Source organism: Gordonia lacunae (assembly GCF_002149015.1).
Classification (GTDB): Bacteria; Actinomycetota; Actinomycetes; order Mycobacteriales; family Mycobacteriaceae; genus Gordonia; species Gordonia lacunae.
In genome coordinates this window covers 41,807-63,813 of the sequence record NZ_NGFO01000003.1, presented here as the reverse complement: position 1 = coordinate 63,813, position 22,007 = coordinate 41,807, and the positions used below count along the sequence as shown (strand labels likewise).

The window sequence follows — 22,007 nt, the reverse complement described above, 5'->3', positions numbered from 1 at the left end:
TGGACAACGTGGCTGTGGAGTGGTCGACGGTTCGTCGCTACGAGGACGTCGACTACTCGCGCACGGCGGACGGGATCGCGAAGATCACCATCTGCCGGCCGGAGGTGCACAACGCTTTCCGACCGCAGACGCTGATCGAGATCTCCGACGCGCTCACCCATGCGCGTGAGGACCCCACGATCGGCGTGGTCGTGCTGACCGGCGAAGGCGACAAAGCGTTCTGCTCGGGTGGCGATCAACGCGTGCGCGGCGACACCGGCTACCTGACCGAACCCGACAGGCCGGGCGCGGTCGGGCGCTTCCACGTCACCGATCTCCAGGTGCAGATCCGGCGACTGCCCAAACCGGTCGTGGCCATGGTCGCCGGATACGCCATCGGTGGGGGACACGTACTGCAGATCGTCTGCGATCTCACGATCGCCGCCGACAACGCCCGACTCGGACAGGTCGGCCCGCAGGTCGGCTCGTTCGACGGCGGATTCGGTGCTGGTCTGCTGTCGAACATCGTCGGTGCCCGCAAGGCCAAGGAGATCTGGTTCCTGTGCCGGCAGTACGACGCCGCGCAGGCACTCGAGATGAACCTCGTCAACACCGTTGTGCCGCTGGCGGATCTGGAATCGGAAACGGTCGCGTGGTGCCGCCGGATGCTGGAACTGTCACCGATGGCGCTGCGCCTGATGAAGGCCGGCTTCCACGCCGCCGAGGACGGACTGGCGGGAATCCAGCAGCTCGCGCACGACACCAACCTCCTGTTCTATTCGACCGACGAGGCCAAGGAAGGTCGCGAGGCCTTCAAGGCAAAACGGACTCCGGACTTCGATCAGTTCCCCCGGCGTTCCTGACCGACAGCGAAAGGCACTCACTCATGACGACGTTCGGCATCAACGCCTTCGGTACCGGCTCGGGTCCGGGCCGGTTCTCGACGATGGTCGAGCTCGCCCGGAAGGCCGAGGAGGCCGGTTGCTCGGCGATCTGGACGAGCGAACTCTACAGCCGTTCGGCGACGATTCCGATGGCCGCGCTCGCCGGCGGCACGAGTTCCATCCAGATCGGGTCGAACATCGCCTATGGCGTCGGGCGTAGTCCGCTGATGTGGGCTGCCGAGGCGCGTGATCTCGACGAGATGTCGGGCGGAAGGATCATCCTCGGACTGGGCAACGGAACCCCGAAGATGATGGAAGCCTGGCACGGCGTGAGCGGAGAGGCGCCCGCGGCGCGGATGGCGGAGCTGCTGTCGGTACTGAAAGCCCTGTGGCGTCTGCACGAAGGCCCCGTGCACCACGACGGGCGCTTCTACTCCGTTCACGTCGCGCCGACTGCCGATGTCCCGGTGCCGATCCGGCCCGAGATCCCGATCTGGATCGCGGGCGTGAACAAGTACATGTTGCGCACCGCGGGCCGGCACGCGGACGGGCTCGTGGGTCATCCCATGTTCACTGCCGAGTACGTCCGGGGGCCCGTGCAGGAAGAGATCTCGCTCGGCGCGCGAGGCGTCGAACGAGATCCCGCCGAGGTGACCATCATGGGGATCCGAATGTGCGCGATCAACGACGATGTCGAACTCGCGCGTCGCCAAGCAGCTTTCGCCATCGGCCAATACGCGGCTTCCCGGGTCTACGATCGGCTGTTCGAGCTACACGGCTGGAGCAAGGACCAGGCTGTCATCCGACAAGCCGCTCGGGACCGCGACGAGGAAGCACTGGTGCGGGCGGTCACCGACGACATGATCGACACGATCACCATCGCGTGCAAGCCGGTTGAGTTCGCGGACGCCCTGGCCCGCATCCCCGACGGCTTCGATCACCTCGACCTGATCGCGCCGCCGTGGGGCCTGTCCGACGAGGAGACCCGGGCGACGACCTCGGCGATCCTCGACGGGCTGCGGGTGCACCTGTCGACCGAACAGTCCTGACGCAGGTCCGCTCAGGCGTCGGTGAGGTCGATCTCGGTTCGCTGTTCGACCTGCACGACTGCCTCGGCGTAGCCGTGGACATGCTTGGTCATGCGCCTCATCGCTGCTGCGGAATCGCCGGCGCGGATGGCGTCGGTGATGTTCTTGTGCGCGCGGTGTGTGGTCTTGCGGACGTCGTCGTCGACGAATGCGGTGTTCTCGGTGGAGCTGTAGATCGCCGTCGACAACGCCGTCATGAAACCGGTGAGCAATTCGTTGTGGCTGGCCACCGCAACCGCGAGATGCCAGTCGACGTTGGCCTGCAGGAACGCCTCGAGCGGCAGGGAAGTGTCGCCCAGGGCGGTGTTGGCGGCGTCGAGAGCGGCCAAGTCGTCGTCGGTGCGGTACTTGGCCGCCAGACTGGCGCACGCCGGCTCGATGGCCTCCCGAGTCTCCAGGAGCGCGGTCAACCGCAGCTGCTGGCCGCGGATGAGGAGGTTGACCGAGGTGGCGACCGAGTCACCTCCCGGTTGCTGCACGAATGCGCCGCCCGACCGGCCGGTCTTGATGACGACGAGACCCTGGACCTCGAGGATTCGCAGCGCTTCGCGCACGGTCGTCCGACTCATCCGGGTCTGGGTGACCAGTTCTCGTTCTGGCGGCAGCGCGGTACCCGACGGGAAATCCCCCCGGAGAATGCGTTCGCGGAGGTCGTTGGCGAGAACATCGGATGCCTTGGGTACCTGCATCGGCTGGAGTTGAACGGGGTGGCGCGCAACCGTGCTCGACGAGGATGACTCGGGCATGAGACCTTCTTCCTGTGCATTTGGTCGTACCTAATGTAACAGCACTCGACGGGCGTACGCGACCTCTAGCTGCGAAGGTGTGGTCATGGTATTTTGGTCATACCAAAATAATGGTTGACTTGCTGCGTGGCCAATAGCTACGTTGCAGGAGGAACCGCGGTCGATGGTCGACCACTGCGACGGATGTGAGGGATCATCGATGGCCGAGCGAGCCGAGGACATTGTCACCTGGACGACGGCGAAGCCGGGTATCAGTTCGGTCGTCCTGGACCGTCCGCCCGCCAACGCCCTGGGAATCCCGTTGCTGGACGGCATGCATCTCGCCATCGATGCCGCCGAGAAGGCCGGGGACGTCAAGGTCATGGTGATCTCGTCGGCCCAGCCGAAGTTCTTCGCCGCCGGGGCTGACATCAAGCACCTCTCCTCGATCGATGCGGAGACGTTCACCGCCTACGGCGACAAGATGCGTGAGGTCAACGATCGCCTGGCCGCAGCGGGGTGGATCTCGATCGCCGCGGTGGACGGTGTGGCCCTCGGTGGTGGCCTCGAACTCGCGATGGCCTGCACACTCCGGGTCGCCGGTAGCGGCGGGAAGTTCGGTCTGCCCGAGGTGAAACTGGGTCTGATCCCGGGTGCCGGTGGGACGCAACGGCTGCCACGGCTCGTCGGCAGGGGCCGGGCGCTCGACATCATGCTCACCGCCCGTCAGGTCGGCGCGGAGGAGGCGTACCGCATCGGTCTGGTGGACCGCGTGACCGACGGGGACGTACTCGAAGCCGCGCTCGCCTTCGCCGACGAACTCGTCGGTCCCTCGCTGCCGGCCCAGCTGTCCGTCGTCCGCACTGTCGACGCCGCCTTCGACCTTCCTCTCGACGAGGGCGCGCGATTCGAGGTCTCCGAGATCCAGTCGCTCTTCGAGCGCGGGGAGGCGGCCGAGGGGATCTCGGCGTTCGTCGCCAAGCGCGCACCGCAGTTCCGCTGACGCCCCCTGAGACCGACACCCGCCATCGACCGTCAACCGACAAGGAGCCAGGCGATGAAAACTCTGGACGAGACCTTCGAGACCTTCCTCGTCGAGGAGGTGAAGCCGGGGATCGTGGTCGTCACGCTCAACCGGCCGGATCGCTACAACGCGATGACCAACACGATGTTCCTGGAGCTCGAGCGACTTGCATGGGGTCTCGAGACCGAGGATGCCTGTCGTGTCGTCATCCTGACCGGCGCCGGGAAGGCGTTCTGCTCGGGCTACGACCTCGCCGACGCCGACGACCTGCCCCACCTCGGGGCATTGGGCATGCTGGATCAGCAGGAGCGCGCCGCCCGGGCATTGACCGCGATCCGATCATTGCGGGTGCCGGTGATCGCCGCGATCAACGGCCCGGCCGCCGGGGGCGGACTCGCGTTGGCACTCGCCGCCGACATCCGGTTGGCCGGCGCCGCTGCCAAGTTCAACGCCGCGTTCGTCCGGATCGGCCTGTCTGCAGGCGATCTCGGGACCTCCTGGCTGCTGACCCGCCTGATCGGCCCGGCGAAGACCAGCGAGATCTGCTTCACCGGGCGCATCGTCGATGCCGAGGAAGCCGCGCAGCTCGGTATCGCCAACTCCGTGAGTGCCGGCGACGTCGTCGACGATGCGATCGCCCTGGCCGAGAAGATCGTGTCGAATTCCCCCGGTGGGGTCCAGCTGTCGAAGCGCGCACTGCAGGCGAACCTCGAAGTCGGGTCGTACGCCGCTGCACTCGAACTCGAGAACCGGGGACAGGCTCTGCTGACGCGGAGTCCGGACATGGCCGAGGCGCTCAACGCCTTCAAGGAGAAGCGCGCGCCGGTCTTCCAGGGCCGATGAGCATCCACCGTTCCAACACGACCGAGGTAGACGATCATGGCATGTGAGTTCCCATCGCTGGAGACCCTGACTTTCGACGAACCCGAACCCCGTGTCGGGGTGCTCCGGATCAATCGGCCTGATCGGCTGAACTCTCAGACGGTGACGATGTTCCGCGAGTACCTCGTCGCCGGTCGTGCACTGCGCGACAGCGGGTTGCGTGCGCTCATCGTCACCGGTGCCGGCGAGCGTGCCTTCTGCGCCGGATTCGATCTCGACGAGATCCACGTGATCACCGAGATGGGTGTGCGCGAGTTCCTGAAATTCCAGGAGACCGCGACCGGTGGTATCCAGTCCATCAGGCACCTGCCGTTCCCGGTCATCGCCGCCATTCACGGACCGGCGACCGGCGGGGGAATGGCGCTCGCCCTCGCCGCCGACATCCGGTTGGCCGCACCGACGCTGAAGATGAGCGCGGCTTTCGTCAAGGTCGGCCTCTCGATGGGCGAACTCGGTACCTCGTATAACCTCGCCCGCCTGGTCAATCCCGCGCGTGCCGCCCAGATCGGTTACACGGCCAGGATCGTCGAGGCCGAGGAGGCCCTCGCCATCGGCCTCGTCAATCATGTCCATCCGACGGAGTCGCTGCTCGACGAGGCGATGGCGATGGCTCGGCAGATCGCGCAGAACTCGCCCGGCGGTGTGCGGATGTCGAAGCGCGCTATCCAGCGCAACACCGAGATCAGTTCCTACGAGGCCGCTCTGGAGCTGGAGAACCGCGGCCAGGCGCTGCTCACCCGCTCCGAGGACATGCCTGAGGCGTTGGCCGCCTTCAAGGAGAAGCGGGCTCCCGAATTCATCGGGCGGTGACCGGGATGGCCTGGGACTGGACCGACGAGACCCTCGCATCATTACGGTTGTTCCTCGAGGAGCGCGAGGTGCTGAGCGGTGACATCACGACCAAGCCCATCGGCGACGGGCATTCGAATCTGACGTTTCTCGTCAGCGACGCGACGCGCAGCGTGGTGGTCCGCCGCCCGCCGCCCCCGCCGATCCCGCCGGGAGCGCACGACATGCTCCGGGAAGCGAAGCTGCTGTCCGCGTTGTCCTCGAGTCCTGTTCCGGTTCCCGAGGTGCTCGCCGTCGCCCAGGCGGGTGATGTGCTCGACGTCCCGTTTTACGTCATGAGCTTCGCCGACGGCCACGTGGTGACGACCGCGACACCGTCGCCGCTGGACACCCCGGAGTGCCGGCGCGCCATCGGGCACAGCATGATCGACACCCTCGCGGAGCTGCACGCGGTCGACTGGCGCGCGGCCGGGCTGGAGAAGATGGGACGCCCAGAGGGTTTCAACGCCCGTCACCTCCTGCGGATGCGCCGGCTGGTGGCCGATGATGACGGTCTCGTACCCGAGGCATTCGCTGATGTCGACAGCTGGCTGCAGGAGAACACGCCGCCGGAATCGGGTGGCACCCTCATCCATTGCGACTTCCGGATCGGCAACGTCGTCATCGCGCCGGATGCGCCGGGACGCGTCGCCGCGGTTCTGGACTGGGAGCTCGCCACGGTCGGCGATCCGCTGCTCGACGTCGGCTATCTGATGGCGACCGTGCCGTCCCCGGGTCTTCCGACGAACCCGACCGCCGAGCTCAGCGCTGCGCTGCTCGAGGACGGATACCCGTCGAAAGACGAACTCGCGGAACGATACAGCGCCAGAACCGGCCGCGACCTCGCCAACCTCGCCTGGTACACGACATTCTCACTGTGGAAGCTGGCGGTGCTCTATGAGTACAGCCGCCGCCGCGTGGATGACGGCATCGGCGATCCGTACTACACCGACCCCGCGCTCGTGCAGCGGTTCCTCGCCGACGCGCGTCGTGCGTCCGGTCTCGACTGAGCCCGGCTGCGCTCCGGTGACAGATGGCCGCCTGACGCGGTCGCCACAGTTGGAAAGGATTTCAGATGGCCGCACCCACAGACACGGCAAGCTTTCGCGACCGCCTCGTCGGTCCGGAAGACGTCGACCTCCCACCGGGATTCTTCGACCGCCTGATGTTCAACATGCACCCGGTCCAGGACCTGTCACCATCGGTGATCATGGGTTACGGCATCTACCCGCCGCGGGGCACCAGTGACGGCTTCGTCGTCGTCTCCGACGGTGCCGAACAGCGCAACCTGCGATTCTCGAGCGAGATCGAGGCCAGTGGACGAGACGGGGCGGGCCCCTTCTCCTTCGAGATCGTCGAACCCAACCAGGAGTGGCGTCTCCGACTGGCGCCGAACGACATCGCGGTCGAGTTCGACCTGACCTGGCGTGCGCGGACGCCCGCCTGGTTCGGCGAGGTGGCGGTCGAGAACGCGTCCGCCACGCGGACCGCATTCGACCACCTCTTCCAGTCGGGTCGCTACGAGGGTTCACTCCGGATCGACGAGCGCGAGATCGCCGTGGACGGCTGGTACGGGCAGCGCGATCGGTCTCGCGGGGTCCGCACCATGGCCGGTGGCCAGGGCCTGCATGTCTGGTATCAGGCTCAGTTCCCGGAATTCGCAATCGGATTCCTGCTCGTGGAGACCCGTGACCATGATCGGCTGCTCCTCGAGGGCGCCGTCATGCATCAAGACGGCCGGCTCGACCCGATCACCGACGTCCGGCACGGGTTGCACTTCACCGACACGGGGGACCTGATCGAGGGTGACGTACTCGTCGTCACGGCCGCGGGCGAGAAGTATCCCGTTCACGCCGACGCACGGGCGGGTGGCGGGTACATGGCCGGCGCCGGATATGGGGGCCATCACGGTGAATCCCACGGGATCGATCACATCGAACACGATCGGTACCCGCTCGATGGTTCGGTGTCCCCGCGCACGCTCGACTCCGCACTCACCGACAGGTTGTGCTCATTCAACCTCGACGGCACAAGGGGATCCGGCATCTTCGAGTTCGCGCTCACCCGGAGTTCGAAGTACCGCTACCGGCCCACCCTCTGAGTTGTTCACCGTCAGGTAGCACGACGGAAGGGGCGCATCCGATGGATGCGCCCCTTCCGTCGTCGGTGCCGGGTCACACGCTCCGCTGGGCTTTGCTCGACTCCGAGGCGGCCTTGCTCGTCTCCTTGATCTGCGCCCAGTCGGCGTCGGACAGACTCGTGAGACCGGCGAAGGTGCCGGGGCCCGCCAGCATCTGACCGCCGTCCATCGCGATCGTCTGCCCGGTCAGGTAGTCACAGGCATCCGACAGCAGGAACATGGTGAGGTTTGCCAATTCCGCCATGGTTCCGGTGCGACCGGCGGGGATCTGGTCGGCCTGAGTTGCGCCGACCGAGCTCTTGTCGGTCGGGTTCAGCATCTCCCACGCGTAATCGGTCGGGATGGGGCCGGGGGCCAGGGCGTTGACGCGAATGTTGTACTTGGCCCACTCGACGGCCAGCGACATCGTCATCGAATGGACCGCGGCCTTGGCCATGGCCGAGGGTACGACGAAGGCCGACCCCGTCCACACCCACGTGGTGAGAGTCGACAGGACAGAACCGGGCAATCCGTCTGCGATCCAGCGCCTTCCAGCGGCGTGCGTGGTGTGGAACGAGCCGTTCATCACGGTGCTCGTGATGGCGGAGAAAGCACGCGGACTGAGGTCCTTGGTCTGGGCGATGAAGTTCGCCGCCGCATTGTTGACCACTCCGGTCAGGGGCCCGTGGTCGTCCCAGATCCGGCCCATGGTCTCGTCGACGTTGTCGTAGTCACGCACATCCACGGTGTGGAAATGCACGGAGCCGGGTCGCGACGCGGAGGCCTCGGCCGCAGCCTCCGAGAGCACCGCTTCACGCCGACCCCACAGGTGGACCTCGGCGCCGTGGTCGACGAGGTGCCGGGCGACGCCGCGTCCCAGGCCGGTACCACCGCCGGTGATCAGGATCCGCTTCCCCGACAGGAGTTGTGGTGAGAAAGTGGGAGGTTGCTCGGTCATCGTGTTTCTCCATCTGTGTCACGGTGTCGGCGGGTGTGATTCACAACCCGACGTGTTTGGCGATGATCTCGCGCTGGATCTCGTTGGTTCCCCCATAGATCGGCGGTGCCAGGGCGCGTCGCACCTGCCCCTCCATGCCGTACTCGCGCGCGTACCCGTAGCCACCCATCATCTGCATGGCTTCCAGGCTGGTGTTCTTGGCGACTTCGGTGCAGCGCATCTTCGCCATCGCGCTCTCCCGGGCGAGGTCGTCTTCGAGGCCGGCATCGATCTTGGCCGCCACGTCGTAGACGAACACGCGGGCGAGCTCGACATCGGTTGCGAGATCGGCAATCCGGTGCCGAAGCGCCTGGAACGACGAGATCGGTACACCGAACTGCTCACGCCCACGGGCATACGCCACGACGTCGTCGAGGGCTCGACGGGCGGCTCCGACACTCATCGCGGCGATGATCAGGCGTTCGATACTCAAGCCGCGCATGAGTTGCTTCCAGGCGTTGCGCGGTGTCCCGACGACCGCGTCCAGCGGTACTTCCACGTCGGTGAAGAACACGTCGTTGCAGGTGTGAGCTTCCATCGTGTCGATACCGCGGATCTCCACGCCGGGGGCGGAGGTGGGCACCATCAGAAGGGTCATGCCCTGATGTCTCGTCCCGGACGAATCCTCGCGCGCGAGCACGAGGATGTGTTCGGCGACGTGTGCGGCGGAGATCCACGTCTTCTGACCGTTGAGAACGTACCGGTCGCCGTCCTGCCGTGCGCTCACCCGGAGGCCGGCGAGATCGGAACCCGCACCAGGTTCGCTGAGCGCGATGGCCTCCAGCCGTCCGGACGTCAGGTTGGCGACCACGGTCTTCTTCTGCTGATCGGTACCCCAGCGCAGATACGTCTGGGCCGCGGTCAATCCCGTCGAGTACCCGGTGATCGGAGCCAGTCCGCGGGTGGACTCCTCGAGGAAGATGCACTCGTCGACGAAACCTGCTCCGCCACCCCCGAACTCGTCCGGCAGGGATACGCCGAGCCAACCGTTGCGCGCCATGTCGCCGAGTACCGAGGGGCTGTTCGACAGCGTGCCCGACTCGGTCACGGCGTCACGTTGGGCGACAGTTGCCAGTTCGCGGCGGCAGTAGTCCCGCACTGCCGCCGCGAACTCGCGCTGTTCTGTGGAGAACTGCACTCACTTACCCCGGTACTTGGAGAAGTCGGGCTTGCGCTTCTCGTTGAAGGCGGTGATGCCCTCCTGCGCCTCCGGTGTGTCGCCGAAGATCTCGAGCGTGGAGTAGGCCATCGTGCCGATGCTGACGAAGTGCTCGGTGTCGGTGTTCATCGACTGCTTGAGAACCTTGAGCGCGGTGGGCGAGAAATCGAGCATCTGGTCAGCCCAGGCGCGGACCTCGTTGCGGAGCTCGGCTGCCGGGACGACCTTGTTGACCAGGCCCCAGTCCAGGGCCTCGTCGGCCGACAGGCGACGCAGCATGAACCAGATCTCGCGCGCCCGCTTCTCCCCGACGACGCGAGCGAGGTAGCCCGATCCCAGCCCGGCGTCGAACGAGCCCACCCGCGGACCGTTCTGACCGAACTGCGCGGTGTCGGCGGCGATGGTGAGGTCGCACAGCACGTGCAGCACGTGGCCGCCGCCGATGGCGAGTCCATTCACGGCGGCGATGACCGGCTTGGGGGCGTCACGGATGACGCGGTGCAGGGCCTCGACCTCGAACAGTCCGCTGTTCGACGGCCCGTAGTCACCGGTCTCCATGCGCTGCTTCTGGTCACCGCCGGCACAGAATGCCTTGTCGCCGGCACCGGTCAGGGCGATGACGCCCACCTCGCTACTCGCCCACGCCTTCTTGAAGGCGAGAACGAGTTCGTCGACGGTCTGCGCCCGAAACGCGTTGTAGCGCTCGGGACGGTTGATGGTGATCCATGCCAAACCGTTGTCGACTTCGTAGGTGATGTCGCTGAACTCGGTCATCAGACTCCGGTGTCCTCTCGTGTCGTGGGCGCCCGCCCGATTGTGGTCATCCTTTGTGGTTATTAGGACTGACCATTTGCACCAACCCTAACTTCAGGCGACCGTGAGGCGCAAGGGTGGCAACGCGAGCCCGTGGCGTCCGGTGCCGGCCGACAAGCCGACGCCGAACGGGTCGTCGGCGCCGGGGGTGGCTGGCTCGCAGGTTGTAGACGTCGTCGGGGATGACGTCAGCAAGCGGCTCGTCGAGGGAGAAGTGCGCGGACAGGGGCGGATTCGCGCAGGATGTAGCTGAGTGGGCCATCGCGGACGGCCCCCTCGTGACAGCGCCCGATCCCGGGTGTCGACAACGGCGATGGTGCTTTCGGGATGGTGCACTCGCCGCCGGTGAGCGGATGCGGTGAGAGTGCGAAGAATCCGACGACTTCGACTGCTGCGCAGTCGAAGTCGTCGGATTCGTTGTCAACGGTCGGCGGTGGCCGCCGCTGCGGGATTCGAATGACCGGGAGCCGCCTCGACCGATTCGTGGTCGAGGGTGTAGCGGTACGCGCCCATGCAGAGCAGGAGGGCGATTGCGGCGACGACCATGCCGATGATCGGGACGATCCCGGCCGTGTAGGACCCGGTTGCGCTGTAGAGCTGTCCGAGCAAGAAGATCCCGAATGCCGAACCCATCGCGTAGAGGAAATACACGAAGCCGAGGACGCGCCCATACGAGTGCTTGGGGAAATAGCGGCTCGTCATGTAGGCGGCCACGTCACCTTCGGCGCCCAGTCCCCAGCCGACGAGGATGGCGCCGAGGATCAGGGGGACGACCGAGTCGGCTGCGATCAGCAGGTAGACGCCTCCCCCGCAGGCGACGAAGATCCCGGAGGCGACGAAGGGCGCGAAGAAGTGATCCAAGAGATAGCCGGTGAGAAGTCGTGCGCCCAGCGACGACAGGCTCAGGATCGAGAGGATGGTGACTGCGGTGCCCTGTTCGATTCCCTTGTCCGTGGACATCGGCACGACTTGCGACATGAGCCCAAACGTCGCCGAGGAGACCAGGAAGATTGCGATCGACAGCAGCCAGAACTGGCGGCTCTGACGCGCGAGGGTGAGCAGCGACTCTCCGGCAGTCCGGCCGTTCGCGCGCGCGGTGAGGCGCTCTGCGTCGTGCTCCGGTGGCATCCGTGTGACGAATGTGTACACGAGCACCGGGATGGCGGTGCACAGGACGCCGATCACCGCGAACGCGCCCCGCCAACCGAGCAGGTCCAACATCCAGTTGGCGAGGTAGGGCATCAGCACGCCGCAGGCGCCCAGTCCGGCCATCAGGATGCCGAGCGCCGTGCCCCGCCGGTCGCTGAACCACGCACTCACCACGGTGGAGTGGGCGATGGGATTGACCGCCCCCGCGCCCGCGCCGATGAGGATGCAAATCAGGTAGAAGATCGCCTGGTTGTTCGGTACGACCGACATCAGGATCAGGCCGGTGCCGAAGATCGCCGCCATCAACGCAGACGGTATCCGCGGGCCGTGGCGGTCGATGAGGATGCCCAGAGCGACAATACTGATGCCCACCATGATCGTCTCGACGGACAGCCCGTTGCTGATCACGCTGCGTTCCCAGCCGAACTCCGCCGTCATGGGCTTGCCGAGCACGTTGAAGAGCACGTTCACAACGGTCGTGCCGAAAAGCAGTGTCAAGAATCCGGTGGCCACGTACCACCACCTGTTCAGCGTTCGCGACGGTGCCGTCGTCAGTGCCGCAGAGTTCATAGCCGTCCTTCGCGTTCGATGTCGGTCCGAATGCGCCACAACTGCTCGGCCGACGTGTCTCAGGTCACTCGAAGTCAAGCATATGGACTAACCATTTGTAAATGTTGGACCGAGTCCTATGCTCGTCTGGTCCGCAGGAAACGGACCAGCCCGGACCTGCGTTCTGACGGGCCGAGCGGCGCGGGCCCGCCGGTCTCCATGACAGCTGTGGGCAAGCATCATGGGCAGTGATCGAGGAGTGAGAGATGAATGGAAGAACGGTGATGATGGCCGGGCGGACGGGGTTCGCGACCGCGGCAACTGTGGTGATCCTCATCGCTGCCGTGGTCCTGCTCGTCGTCGTCGAGGTCATCGCTCTCGTCCGGCAGCGGTAATGCGGGTGTGAGGTCGGCGAGGCCATGACAACGCCGCGTCAATAACCGTGGGGTCCGCGTATGGAACGCGTTAAGGACTCTCCCGCGGCCCGTCGGGCTGCGTGATCCTTCGATGTGGCCACCGAATCGGTGGACGTCGATGTGATCGGAGAGTGACTGCGTGGCGGACCTCGTGTACCTGCTGCTGGCCCTCGTGGGGTTCGCCCTGTGTGTCCTGGCCGTACGGGCCCTCGATGTCAGGACCAAGTCGTGACCGCCGACGGGGTGACCAACGTCGTGCTGCTGGCGCTGGCCGCCGCGACAGTGCTGTTCCTCGTGGTGGCGCTGGTGTTCCCGGAGAGGTTCTGACGGCGTGAACACAACTGTTGCGGGACTCCTCCAGGTGGCCGCTCTCGTGGTCATCCTCGCCGTCGCCTACGTGCCCCTCGGCGACCACATGGCACGGGTGTACACCGGCGAGAAAGACCTTCTCGCCGAGCGCGTCCTCTATCGGATGGCGCGGGTGGACCCACGTCGTCAGCAGACCTGGGTCGGATACGCCCTTGCGGTGCTGGCATTCTCGTTGATCTCCCTCCTCGTCGTCTACCTGGTGCAGCGTCTGCAGGGGGTGTTGCCGTGGTCCGACGGCAAGTCCGGTGTGTCTCCCGCGATGGCGTTCAACACCGCCATCTCCTTCGTCAGCAACACCAACTGGCAGTCCTTCTCGCCCGAAGTGGTGATGAGCAACCTGACGCAGATGCTCGGGTTCGCGGTCCAGAACTTTGTCTCGGCAGCGGTGGGCCTGGCGGTCGCGATGGCGGTCATCCGCGGCATCGTGAGCCGGCGCGGGACCGGCGAGATCGGTAACTTCTGGGTGGACCTGGTGCGGGGATCGATCCGAATCCTGTTGCCGCTCAGCCTGGCCCTCGCGACGCTGCTGATCACTCAGGGCCTGGTCCAGTCCTGGCACACCGGGTTCGGGTGGACCACCTTCGACGGTGCCGATGCGCGGAGCATCCTCGGTCCGTTCGCCTCGCAGGAGGCGATCAAGGAACTCGGCACCAACGGGGGCGGGACGCTGTCGGCGAACTCGGCACACCCGTTCTCCAACCCCACGCCGCTGTCGAACCTGCTGGAGATCACCGCACTCCTGCTGATCCCGGTCTGCCTGACGCGCACCTACGGGACCCTGGTCCGCGACCGACGGCAGGGTCTGACGCTGCTGGCTGTGATGGCCGCGATCTGGTCGCTGATGCTCACTCTCGTGTGGGTCTTCGAGAGTCGTACCGCAGGAACCGCTTCCGCGGCCGCCGGAGCGATGATGGAGGGCAAGGAGGTTCGGTTCGGTATCCCCGGGTCGGTCTTGTTCGCGGTCTCGACCACCGGCACGTCGACCGGCGCGGTGAACTCCGCGCACGACAGCCTCTCCGCGGTCGGCGGTGGCGCCGTCCTGTGGAACATGCTCCTCGGCGAGGTCGCGCCGGGCGGCGTCGGGTCGGGTCTGTACGGCATCCTCGTGATGGCGATGATCACCGTGTTCATCGGTGGACTGCTCGTCGGACGCTCGCCGACCTTCCTCGGCAAACGCATCGGCCAGCACGAGATCACCATGGCCGCACTGTATGTGCTGGTGATGCCGGCGCTGGTGCTGACCGGTACCGGGGTCTCGATGATCCTGCGATCGACGACCCGGGCGCAGGGAAACAGTGGGGACCCGGGCAGTCCTGGCTCGATCCACGGGTTCAGCGAAGTCCTGTACGCGTACGCCTCGGCGGCCAACAACAACGGCAGCGCCTTCGGCGGGTTCACGGCGACCGGTGACTGGTTCCAGGGCTCGCTCGGCATGGCGATGCTGCTGGGCCGATTCCTGCCCATCGTGCTCGTGCTCGCCCTGGCCGGCCTGCTCGCCCGCCAGACCCCGCGCGGCGGTGGCCCGGACCCCGGCTCCGCCACAGCCGGAACCGTCGCGGTGGCCGGTGCGGGTGGAGCGGGGACCGCCGTCCTGCCGGTCCCCGCCGGCGGCGCCGTCTCCGTCGCCGACCCTGATGACGATGCGTCGGAGACGCCCTCGACCCTGCCCACCTCCGGTCTTCTGTTCGGATTCCTGCTGGCCGCGACCATCGTGCTCGTCGCCGGACTCACCTTCTTCCCGGCGATGGCGCTGGGACCGATCGCCGAGGCGCTCCTGTGACCACACACCTCGTCTCCACCGACGAACCCGCGACGCCGGGCGTCGAGAAGTCCGACGAACCCGAATCGATACTGGTGTCGCGCGGCGCCTTCGACGCCCGTTCCCTGGTGACGTCGATGCCGCTCGCGCTACGAAAGCTCGCCCCGCGTGCTCAGGCCCGGAACCCGGTGATGTTCGTCGTGTTCCTCGGAGCCGTCGTCACCACCGTGCTCGCGCTGCTGCGTCCATCCCGGTTCAGCTGGACCGTCGCCGCCTGGCTGTGGTTCACCGTCCTGTTCGCCAACCTCGCCGAGGCCGTCGCCGAGGGTCGGGGCCGGGCGCAGGCCGACAGTCTTCGAAAGGTGAAGCGGGACACGATCGCCCGCCGCCTGTGTGCCGATGACGACCTCGCCGGCGTCGGAGCGACCGAGGAGGTCGCCGGCAGCGACCTGCGGATCGGGGACCTCGTCCTGGTCGAGGCGGGCGAGGTCATCGCCGGTGACGGTGACGTCGTCGACGGGATCGCCACCGTGGACGAGTCGGCGATCACCGGGGAGTCGGCGCCGGTCGTCCGTGAATCCGGTGGCGACCGGTCGGCGGTCACCGGCGGAACCGTGGTGCTCTCCGACCGCATCGTCGTCCGCATCACCACGGCGCCGGGAGAGACCTTCGTCGACCGGATGATCGCCCTCGTCGAGGGTGCCGCTCGCACGAAGACCCCCAACGAGATCGCCCTCGACATCCTGCTGACCAGCCTGACGGTGATCTTCCTGCTCGCGGTGGTCGCGGTCGCACCGATGCAGGAATACGCCGGCCAGTCACCCGATCCGGTGAAGCTGATCGCGTTGCTGGTGTGCCTGATACCCACGACCATCGGCGCGCTGCTCAGCTCCATCGGCATCGCCGGGATGGATCGGCTGGTACAACGCAACGTCCTGGCCATGTCGGGACGCGCGGTCGAGGCGGCCGGCGACATCGACACCCTGCTGATGGACAAGACCGGGACGATCACCTACGGCAACCGCCGCGCCACCGATCTGTGTCCGGCGCCCGGGGTGTCCGTCGACGAACTGGCGCGGGTCGCCCACCGCTGCAGTCTCGCCGACGACACACCCGAGGGCCGCAGCATCGTCGAACTCTGCCGGTCCGCATACGGGGTGGCGCCGGACGAGGGGACGGATCCCGACCGTCGTGTCACCGACACGATCATCCCGTTCACCGCGCAGACGCGGATGAGCGGCGTGGATTCCGACGGCGTGGATTCCGACGGCGGCGGCGCACTCGTCGAATACCGCAAGGGCGCCGCCGATGCGGTCACCCGATGGGTCGTCGCCGGCGAGGGCACGGTCGACGACACCGTCGCCGCCGACGTGGAACGGGTGTCGTCGGCCGGCGGCACACCGCTCGTGGTCGGCGTCCGCACCCACGGGCAACCGGCCCGGGTCATGGGCGTGATCGCCTTGTCCGACGTGGTGAAGCCGGGCATGACGGCGCGGTTCGCGCAGCTGCGCGCAATGGGGATCCGCACCGTGATGGTCACCGGCGACAATCCCCTCACCGCCCGGGCGATCGCCACCGAGGCAGGCGTCGACGACTTCGTCGCCGAGGCGACCCCCGAACAGAAACTGGACCTCATCCGCGCGGAGCAGGCCGCCGGACGTCTGGTCGCGATGACCGGTGACGGCACCAACGACGCACCCGCGCTGGCGCAGGCCGACGTGGGTCTCGCGATGAACACGGGCACGTCGGCGGCCAAGGAAGCCGGCAACATGGTGGACCTCGACTCCGATCCGACCAAACTCATCGAGGTGGTCGGCATCGGCAAGCAGTTGCTGATCACCCGGGGTGCGCTGACGACGTTCTCGCTCGCCAACGACCTCGCGAAGTACTTCGCGATCCTGCCCGCGATGTTCACCGCCGTCTATCCGCAGCTCGACGCCCTCAACATCATGGGTCTCCACTCGGCGCAGTCGGCGATCGTGTCCGCGGTGATCTTCAATGCGCTGATCATCGTGGCACTCATCCCGCTGTCGTTGCGCGGGGTGCGCTATCGGCCGGACTCGGCGTCGAAGTTGTTGGGTCGCAACCTACTCGTCTACGGGGTCGGTGGGGTCGTCACGCCGTTCATCGGCATCTGGCTGATCGACCTCGTGGTCCGTCTTCTTCCGGGAATGGGATGACGTCATGAACACAGTCTGGTCCGGCTTCGTCCGGCAATGCGTCGCCGCCGCGGGCATGATCCTGGGTCTCACGCTGATCCTGGGTCTCGCCTATCCCGCTGCGGTGTGGGCGATCTCGCGGGTGAACACCGCAGGTGCGGAGGGGTCACAGGTGACCGACGCCGCGGGATGCGCCGTCGGGTCCACGGTGATCGGCCTCGACCCGCGGGTCCGACCGGGCGCGCCCGACCCGTACCTGCACGCTCGGGTCCTGGGTGCTGCGGGCGAGCCGATGGCGACCGGCGACCCGTCGGCGTCGGCGGCGTCCAACAAGGGACCCAACAGCGAGGCCCTGCTGGCCGACGTCACTGCGCGTCGTGCGCTCATCGCCGAACGGGAGGGGGTGGCACCCGCGCAGGTGCCGGCCGACGCGGTGACCGGATCGGGTTCGGGGCTCGATCCGCACATCAGCCCTGCATACGCCGGTCTGCAGGTCGCGAGGCTGGCCCGCGAGAACCGTCGGTCGCCCGCGGAGATCGAGGCAGTCATCGACGCGCACACCGAGGGCAGACAGTTCGGATTCCTCGGGCAGCCGCGCGTGAACGTCCTCGAGGTGAACCTCGCGTTGGGTCTCGCGCCGCCCGGCTGTCGCGCACCGTGACCGAGGATAGAATCGGCCGATGACGTCAGCGGCGACCGGGCACCCAGAGGGTCGCGGCAAGCTGCGGGTGTTCCTCGGCTGTGCTCCCGGTGTCGGCAAGACCTACGAGATGCTCGCTCAGGCCCGAACCCTCGTCGACGAGGGCGCGGACGTCGTGATCGGGGTCGTCGAATCCCATGGCCGGGTGGCCACCGCCGCCCTCCTCGAAGGGCTGGAGGTGATCCCGCGGGTCAGCCGGTCCTACCGCGGCACGCCGCTCGAGGAGATGGACCTCGACGCGGTGCTGGCGCGTCGGCCGCGGGTGGCGCTCGTCGACGAACTCGCCCACACGAATGTCCCCGGGTCGCGAAACCACAAGAGATGGCAGGACATCGAGGAGTTGCTCGGCGCCGGCATCGATGTCTACTCGACGATCAACATCCAGCACCTGGCCAGCCTGAACGACGTCGTCGCCCAGATCACCGGTGTGGTGCAACGGGAGACCGTGCCCGACGACGTCGTGCGCGGTGCCGACGAGATCGAACTCGTCGACATCGATCCACAGGCGTTGCGGCAGCGCCTGTCCGCGGGCAAGGTCTATCCGGGCGGCCGCGTCGACGGCGCACTGGCCAACTACTTCCGGCAGGGCAATCTCACGGCGCTGCGCGAACTCGCGCTGCTGTGGCTGGCCGACCAGGTCGACGACAAGCTCGCGGACTACCGTGCGGCACATTCCATCACCGAGACCTGGGAAGCGCGCGAGCGGGTCGTGGTGGCCGTCACCGGCGGCGCAGAATCGCCGACACTGCTCCGGCGCGCGAGCCGGATCGCATCGCGCTCGAGCGCGGAACTGCTGGCCGTTCACGTGGTCCGGGGTGACGGGCTCACCGGAGCGGGCGTGGACCTCGCCGCGCTCAAAGAACTCGCCGCGGGCTTCGGGGCGCGGATTCACACGGTCGTCGGCGACGACATCCCGGACACGCTGCTGGAGTTCGCCCGTGGGGTCAACGCCACCCAACTCGTTCTCGGGACCTCACGGCGACCCAGGTGGCAGCGGATCTTCGACGAGGGTGTCGGGGCCGCCGTGGTCAGCGCGAGCGGCCGGATCGACGTGCACATGGTGACGCACGACGAGACGTCTCGACGGTCCCGTCTCGACATCCGGGACACCCGCTTCCATCGGCCGTTGAGTTGGGTGTTCGCCGGGGTCGTCCCGGTCGCGTTGACCGGTCTGCTGCAGCTGCTCGATCCATGGCTCGGCTTCGCCAGCCAGTCGGCGCTGTATTTCGTTGCGGTGCTAGCGGTGTCGATGCTCGGCGGCATCCTGCCGGCCGCCCTGTCGGCGGTGATCTCGGGGTTGCTGCTGAATTTCTTCTTCACCGACCCCAGGTTCACGTTCACGATCAGCCAGCCCGACAACCTGATCACCATCCTGGTCATGCTGATCATCGCGATCGCGGTTGCCGCGCTGGTGGATTCGGCGACGGTGCGGCGCGCGCAGGCGCAGGACGCGGCGCGTGAGGCCGAACTCCTGGCGCTGTTCTCCAGCGTCGTACTCGGTGGCGCCGACGTGCCGGTCCTGCTGGAACGGTTCCGGGAGACCTACGACCAGTCGGCTGTGTCGGTCGTGCGGCGGACCTCACGGGTCGGGCGGACGATCGAGGCCGCGGTGGGCTCCGCGCCGCCGGCGACACCGGAGGATGCCGACACCGTCTGTGCCGTGCCGGGCGAGAAGTTCGAACTTCTTCTACGCGGACCGAAACTCGGTGCACGGGACCGACGCGTACTCGCGGCCGTGGCCGGGCAGGCCGCGGGCGCGGTGCAGCGCCACGCGCTGGAAGCCGAGGCAGCGACGGCCGAGGCGCTCGCGCGCACCGACGAGTTGCGACGAGCCCTGCTGTCAGCGGTCGGTCACGACCTCCGCACGCCGCTCGCTGCGGCCAAGGCGGCGGTGTCGAGCCTGCGCAGCGACGATGTCACATTCAGTCCCGAGGACACCGCCGACTTGCTGGCGACCGTCGACGAGTCGGTCGACCACCTCACCTCCTTGGTGGGGAACCTGCTGGATTCCTCGCGGCTCGCCGCGGGCGCGGTCCGGCCGCACCTCCAGCAGACGTTCCTCCCCGAGGTCGTGCACCGAGCCGCCGCAGCGGTGGCCCGGTTCGACCACGAGCCGGCCCTGACCTTCGATCTCGGCCATGCGTGGGCGTACACCGATCCCGGGTTGCTCGAACGTGCGCTGGCGAACCTCATCGACAACGCGCGCCGTCACGGCGGCGGGGATGTCGAGATCACCGCTGGCCTGACCGCCGCCGACCCGCCCCGATGCGTGATCCGGATCGTGGACCACGGGCCGGGTCTCCCGGTCGTGGGCCGCGACCAGGTCTTCGTGGCATTCCATCAGGGTGGTGACACCAGCGGCGCGTCCTCGGGGGTGGGTCTGGGACTGTCGGTGGCACGGGGATTCGTCTCCGCCATCGGGGGAGTGCTCGGCGTCGAGGACACGCCGGGTGGCGGCGCGACGATGGTCGTCGACCTGCCCGCGACCGCCGACGACGAGCACTCCGAGACCTCTGGACCGATTCGATGAGCGCGGAGAAGACGAGGGTGCTGGTCGTCGACGACGAGCCACAGTTGTTGCGGGCCTTGCGGATCAATCTCAATGCCCGCGGCTTCGCGGTGACGACCGCGGCCACCGGCGCCGCCGCGCTGACGGCGGCGGCGCGGGAGAACCCGCACGTGGTCGTGCTCGATCTGGGTCTGCCCGACATCGACGGCCTGACGGTCCTTGAGGGGCTGCGCGGATGGACGACCGTTCCGGTCATCGTCCTGTCCGCGCGGACCGACGCCGCCGACAAGGTCGTCGCGCTGGACTCGGGGGCCGATGACTACGTCACCAAACCCTTTGGCATGGAGGAGTTCCTGGCCAGGTTGCGGGCGGCGCTGCGGCGCGGGGCCGTGTCGAACGCGACGTCGGAGTCGCCGGTGGTGGACGCGGGCGCGTTCGTCGTCGACCTCGCCGCGAAACAGGTGACGCGTGGGGAAGGTCCGGTCCATCTCACCCCGACCGAGTGGGGCATCCTGGAACTGCTGGTACGGCACGAGGGGAAGCTGGTGTCACAGAGCGACATCCTCACCGCGGTCTGGGGCCCGGGATATCTGGGGCAGAGCAACTACCTGCGCGTCTATCTGGCGAGCCTGCGGCGCAAACTCGAAGAGGATCCAGCACATCCCCGCCATCTCCTCACCGAGGCCGGGATGGGCTACCGGTTCGTCCGGTCGGGGCCGCGATGATCACCGCCTCCGACATCCCGGTCGGATTGTCGGATCAGGCCGAGCTGGGGCCGCTCTGGGTGGACTGGTTGCGACGACTTCCGGGCACGATCTCGGTGCTCCTCGACGAGTGGGACCTGCGCCGCGACGGCGACGAGGTGTGGCACGGGTTCGAGTCGCTCGTGATCCCGGTGCTCGATCGCCAGGGCGCGCCCGCGGTCCTCAAGGTGGCGTTCGACGGCGACGACGAGGGTGCGCACGAGGCTCTCGGACTGCAACATTGGCACGGCCGCGGAGCGGTGCGAATGTTGCGCGCCGATCCCCGCCGCCGCGCGATCCTCCTCGAACGTCTGACCCGACGCGACCTGACGACCGTCGACGACGACGAGGCGTGCCTGGTGGTCGCCGATCTCTATGGCCGATTGCACATCCCGGCGCCGGGCCGACTCACGCCGCTCACCGGGCATCTCGAGCGCTGGCTGGACGACCTGGCGGGTATCCCGCGCGACGCGCCGGTGCCGAGACGTTTCGTCGAGCAGGCGATCTCCCTCGGTCGGGACCTCCTGGCCGACGCCGCGACCGTGGGCGTCATCGTGCACGGCGACCTCCACCACGAGAACGTCCTCGCCGATGCCAACGGCCGATGGGTCGCCATCGATCCCAGCCCGATGTCGGGCGACGCACACTACGAACTCGCCCCCATGTTGTGGAATCGTCTGGACACGCACGCTTCCGACGTGCGGCACGACATCCGACGGCGCTTCTTCACGATCACCGACGCGGCGAACCTCGATCCGGATCGTGCGCGCGACTGGGTCATCGTGCGGATGATCCTCAACGCGCACTGGGCGATCGAGGACGCCGAACGCGCGTCCCGCCCGCTGCGCGCGACCGACCGCGAGTGGATCACGACCTGCATCACGGTCGCGAAGGCAGTGATCGACTGACCTCGCGTCCGAATCCGTCGACTGTGCCCCCGATTTCGTCGACTGTGCGTCCGATCCCGTCGACTGTGCGTCCGATCCCGTCGACCGTGCAGACAAATGGCCCTACGGGGGCACGGGTCTTCCTCCGCGTTCGCGGGCGCGGCCGTTCTGCTGTGGAGCGCCCGGCTCTGCTGGTTGAGACCACACTCGGTGAGATCAGTTCGGGTGTAGGGGATTCGGTCTGGTCACCAGGTGGTTTCGACACGGCT

At 67.3% G+C, this 22,007-nt stretch carries 20 protein-coding genes; 15 read left to right on the top strand and 5 right to left on the bottom strand.

Annotation, left to right across the window (positions count from 1 at the left end):
• The first annotated feature begins 8 nt into the window (after nucleotides 1-8).
• Complete coding sequence (gene menB, locus CA982_RS03450; RefSeq protein WP_086534135.1) at nucleotides 9-842, top strand: 1,4-dihydroxy-2-naphthoyl-CoA synthase; 834 nt, start codon at nucleotides 9-11, stop codon at nucleotides 840-842.
• Between the two features lie 23 nt (nucleotides 843-865).
• Nucleotides 866-1,912: an LLM class flavin-dependent oxidoreductase gene (locus CA982_RS03445; RefSeq protein WP_086533960.1), complete on the top strand. Its 1,047-nt coding sequence runs from the start codon at nucleotides 866-868 to the stop codon at nucleotides 1,910-1,912.
• An 11-nt stretch (nucleotides 1,913-1,923) separates the two neighbouring features.
• On the opposite strand, the gene CA982_RS03440 is transcribed toward CA982_RS03445, so the two are convergent.
• Entirely contained in the window at nucleotides 1,924-2,697 is a 774-nt protein-coding gene (locus CA982_RS03440) for a FadR/GntR family transcriptional regulator (protein ID WP_086533959.1), read from the bottom strand.
• A 199-nt stretch (nucleotides 2,698-2,896) separates the two neighbouring features.
• Here CA982_RS03440 and CA982_RS03435 point away from each other — a divergent pair, with 199 nt between their 5' ends.
• From CA982_RS03435 to CA982_RS03415, 5 genes are all read left to right on the top strand, one after another.
• Nucleotides 2,897-3,679: an enoyl-CoA hydratase/isomerase family protein gene (locus CA982_RS03435; RefSeq protein ID WP_086533958.1), complete on the top strand. Its 783-nt coding sequence runs from the start codon at nucleotides 2,897-2,899 to the stop codon at nucleotides 3,677-3,679.
• A gap of 54 nt (nucleotides 3,680-3,733) precedes the next feature.
• The gene (locus CA982_RS03430; protein ID WP_086533957.1) at nucleotides 3,734-4,543 is read left to right on the top strand and encodes an enoyl-CoA hydratase/isomerase family protein; all 810 of its coding nucleotides are present in this window, start codon (nucleotides 3,734-3,736) and stop codon (nucleotides 4,541-4,543) included.
• A 36-nt stretch (nucleotides 4,544-4,579) separates the two neighbouring features.
• Nucleotides 4,580-5,392, top strand: a complete 813-nt coding sequence (locus CA982_RS03425) for an enoyl-CoA hydratase/isomerase family protein (protein WP_086533956.1) — start codon at nucleotides 4,580-4,582, stop codon at nucleotides 5,390-5,392.
• Nucleotides 5,393-5,397: 5 nt separating this feature from the next.
• Nucleotides 5,398-6,420 (top strand): phosphotransferase family protein, encoded by a 1,023-nt coding sequence (locus CA982_RS03420; protein WP_086534134.1) that lies wholly within the window; start codon nucleotides 5,398-5,400, stop codon nucleotides 6,418-6,420.
• Between the two features lie 65 nt (nucleotides 6,421-6,485).
• Entirely contained in the window at nucleotides 6,486-7,511 is a 1,026-nt protein-coding gene (locus CA982_RS03415) for an Rv3169 family protein (RefSeq protein WP_086533955.1), read from the top strand.
• A gap of 73 nt (nucleotides 7,512-7,584) precedes the next feature.
• Here CA982_RS03415 and CA982_RS03410 read toward each other — a convergent pair whose 3' ends face one another.
• From CA982_RS03410 to CA982_RS03395, 4 genes are all read right to left on the bottom strand, one after another.
• The gene (locus tag CA982_RS03410; RefSeq protein WP_086533954.1) at nucleotides 7,585-8,487 is read right to left on the bottom strand and encodes an SDR family oxidoreductase; all 903 of its coding nucleotides are present in this window, start codon (nucleotides 8,485-8,487) and stop codon (nucleotides 7,585-7,587) included.
• Between the two features lie 40 nt (nucleotides 8,488-8,527).
• Nucleotides 8,528-9,664 (bottom strand): acyl-CoA dehydrogenase family protein, encoded by a 1,137-nt coding sequence (locus CA982_RS03405; RefSeq protein ID WP_086533953.1) that lies wholly within the window; start codon nucleotides 9,662-9,664, stop codon nucleotides 8,528-8,530.
• Nucleotides 9,665-10,459, bottom strand: coding sequence for an enoyl-CoA hydratase-related protein (locus CA982_RS03400; RefSeq protein WP_086533952.1), 795 nt, complete (start codon nucleotides 10,457-10,459; stop codon nucleotides 9,665-9,667).
• Between the two features lie 459 nt (nucleotides 10,460-10,918).
• Entirely contained in the window at nucleotides 10,919-12,217 is a 1,299-nt protein-coding gene (locus tag CA982_RS03395; protein ID WP_086533951.1) for an MFS transporter, read from the bottom strand.
• Between the two features lie 245 nt (nucleotides 12,218-12,462).
• Here CA982_RS03395 and CA982_RS27050 point away from each other — a divergent pair, with 245 nt between their 5' ends.
• The 8 genes from CA982_RS27050 (at nucleotide 12,463) to CA982_RS03360 (ending at nucleotide 21,759) form a co-directional block, all read left to right on the top strand.
• The gene (locus CA982_RS27050; RefSeq protein ID WP_279627954.1) at nucleotides 12,463-12,591 is read left to right on the top strand and encodes a hypothetical protein; all 129 of its coding nucleotides are present in this window, start codon (nucleotides 12,463-12,465) and stop codon (nucleotides 12,589-12,591) included.
• A gap of 249 nt (nucleotides 12,592-12,840) precedes the next feature.
• Complete coding sequence (locus CA982_RS03390) at nucleotides 12,841-12,939, top strand: potassium-transporting ATPase subunit F (RefSeq protein ID WP_086533950.1); 99 nt, start codon at nucleotides 12,841-12,843, stop codon at nucleotides 12,937-12,939.
• 4 nt (nucleotides 12,940-12,943) lie between these two features.
• Nucleotides 12,944-14,761 (top strand): potassium-transporting ATPase subunit KdpA, encoded by a 1,818-nt coding sequence (gene kdpA, locus CA982_RS03385; protein WP_086533949.1) that lies wholly within the window; start codon nucleotides 12,944-12,946, stop codon nucleotides 14,759-14,761.
• Entirely contained in the window at nucleotides 14,758-16,920 is a 2,163-nt protein-coding gene (gene kdpB, locus CA982_RS03380; protein WP_086533948.1) for a potassium-transporting ATPase subunit KdpB, read from the top strand. Before kdpA ends, kdpB begins: the two co-directional genes overlap by 4 nt.
• 4 nt (nucleotides 16,921-16,924) lie before the next feature.
• Nucleotides 16,925-17,560 carry a potassium-transporting ATPase subunit C gene (locus CA982_RS03375; protein ID WP_086533947.1) on the top strand — a complete coding sequence of 212 codons (636 nt, stop codon included), beginning with the start codon at nucleotides 16,925-16,927 and terminating at the stop codon, nucleotides 17,558-17,560.
• 19 nt (nucleotides 17,561-17,579) lie between these two features.
• Nucleotides 17,580-20,129, top strand: coding sequence for a sensor histidine kinase (locus CA982_RS03370; RefSeq protein ID WP_086533946.1), 2,550 nt, complete (start codon nucleotides 17,580-17,582; stop codon nucleotides 20,127-20,129).
• Nucleotides 20,126-20,833: a response regulator gene (locus tag CA982_RS03365; RefSeq protein WP_086533945.1), complete on the top strand. Its 708-nt coding sequence runs from the start codon at nucleotides 20,126-20,128 to the stop codon at nucleotides 20,831-20,833. Before CA982_RS03370 ends, CA982_RS03365 begins: the two co-directional genes overlap by 4 nt.
• A complete protein-coding gene (locus CA982_RS03360) occupies nucleotides 20,830-21,759 on the top strand; it encodes an aminoglycoside phosphotransferase family protein (RefSeq protein WP_086533944.1) in 930 nt (309 codons plus the stop codon). Before CA982_RS03365 ends, CA982_RS03360 begins: the two co-directional genes overlap by 4 nt.
• Nucleotides 21,760-22,007: the final 248 nt, after the last annotated feature.